Genomic DNA, 1,101 nt, shown 5'->3' with positions numbered 1-1,101 from the left:
GTCTCGCATCGGGCGATCGCGCGCGACATCACCGCCCGCAAGCGCGCCGAATCCTCACTGATCACCGCGCGCGAGCGGGCCGAATATGCGAGCCAGGCCAAGTCGCGCTTCCTCGCCACTGTCAGCCACGAGATCCGCACGCCGATGAACGGCATCATGGGCATGGCGAAGCTGCTTGCCGACACCGATCTGTCGCCGGAACAGCGGACCTATGTCGGCGCTGTTTCGACCTCTGCCAGCGCGCTGCTCGCGCTTATCGAGGACCTGCTCGACTATTCCAAGATCGAGGCCGGCCGCTTCGAGCCCGAGCCGCAGCCGACTTCGCTGCGCGAAATCGCCGACAACATCATCGAACTTCTGGCCGCGAAGGCCTTCGCCAAGAATATCGGTCTCGGCTGCCATGTCGAACCCGACGTGCCGCAGATGATCACCGCCGACCCCGGCCGCCTGCGCCAGGTGCTGCTCAACCTCATCGGCAACGCGGTGAAGTTCACCGACACGGGCGGCGTGCTGCTCACTGTGGCGCGCGCCCGCACCGAAACCAGCGACTGCATCTGCTTCACCGTCGCCGACACCGGCCCCGGACTGCGTGAAGAGGACATGGAGCGCATCTTCGAGGAGTTCGAGCAATCCGACGGCACCTCGACCAGGGTGCATGGCGGCGCCGGCCTTGGCCTTGCCATCTCGAAGCGGCTGGTGACGGCGATGGGCGGCACGATTTCCGTTTCGAGCCGGCTCGGCGAAGGCTCGGAATTTATCCTCGAGATCCCGGCGGTTGCCGCGACCGAGCCGCCGCCGCACCGCAACAACATCCTCGCCGACCGGCGGGCGGTAATCGTTTCGAAGAACGCCATCGAGGCCGATGCCATCGCCCGCGCCATCAGGGCCTATGGCGGCATCGTCGAGGTTGCGGCGACGCCAGGCCAGGCCGCTCCATTCGCTGCCGGCTGCAACGTGCTGCTGGTCGACGCCGCGCTCGAAAACAGTGACGGCAGGTTGCTCAAGCGGTTGCGCGACTCAGGCTTCGCCGATTGTGAAGCCATCACCCTGATCGCGCCGACGGACCGGGGCATGCTCGGCGAATTCCGCGCCAGCGGCTAC

The 1,101-nt window shown here is 66.6% G+C and carries 1 protein-coding gene; it reads left to right on the top strand.

Going from position 1 to position 1,101, the window contains the following annotated elements; translation table 11 throughout:
* The coding region (locus EOA27_RS37565; RefSeq protein WP_245491350.1) for an ATP-binding protein at window positions 1–1,101 on the top strand (1,101 nt) is incomplete at both ends.

The organism is Mesorhizobium sp. M2A.F.Ca.ET.037.01.1.1 (assembly GCF_003998075.1).
Lineage (GTDB): Bacteria > Pseudomonadota > Alphaproteobacteria > Rhizobiales > Rhizobiaceae > Mesorhizobium.
Note: the sequence above shows the minus strand (reverse complement) of the source record. Positions and strands in the feature narration are given on the sequence as shown.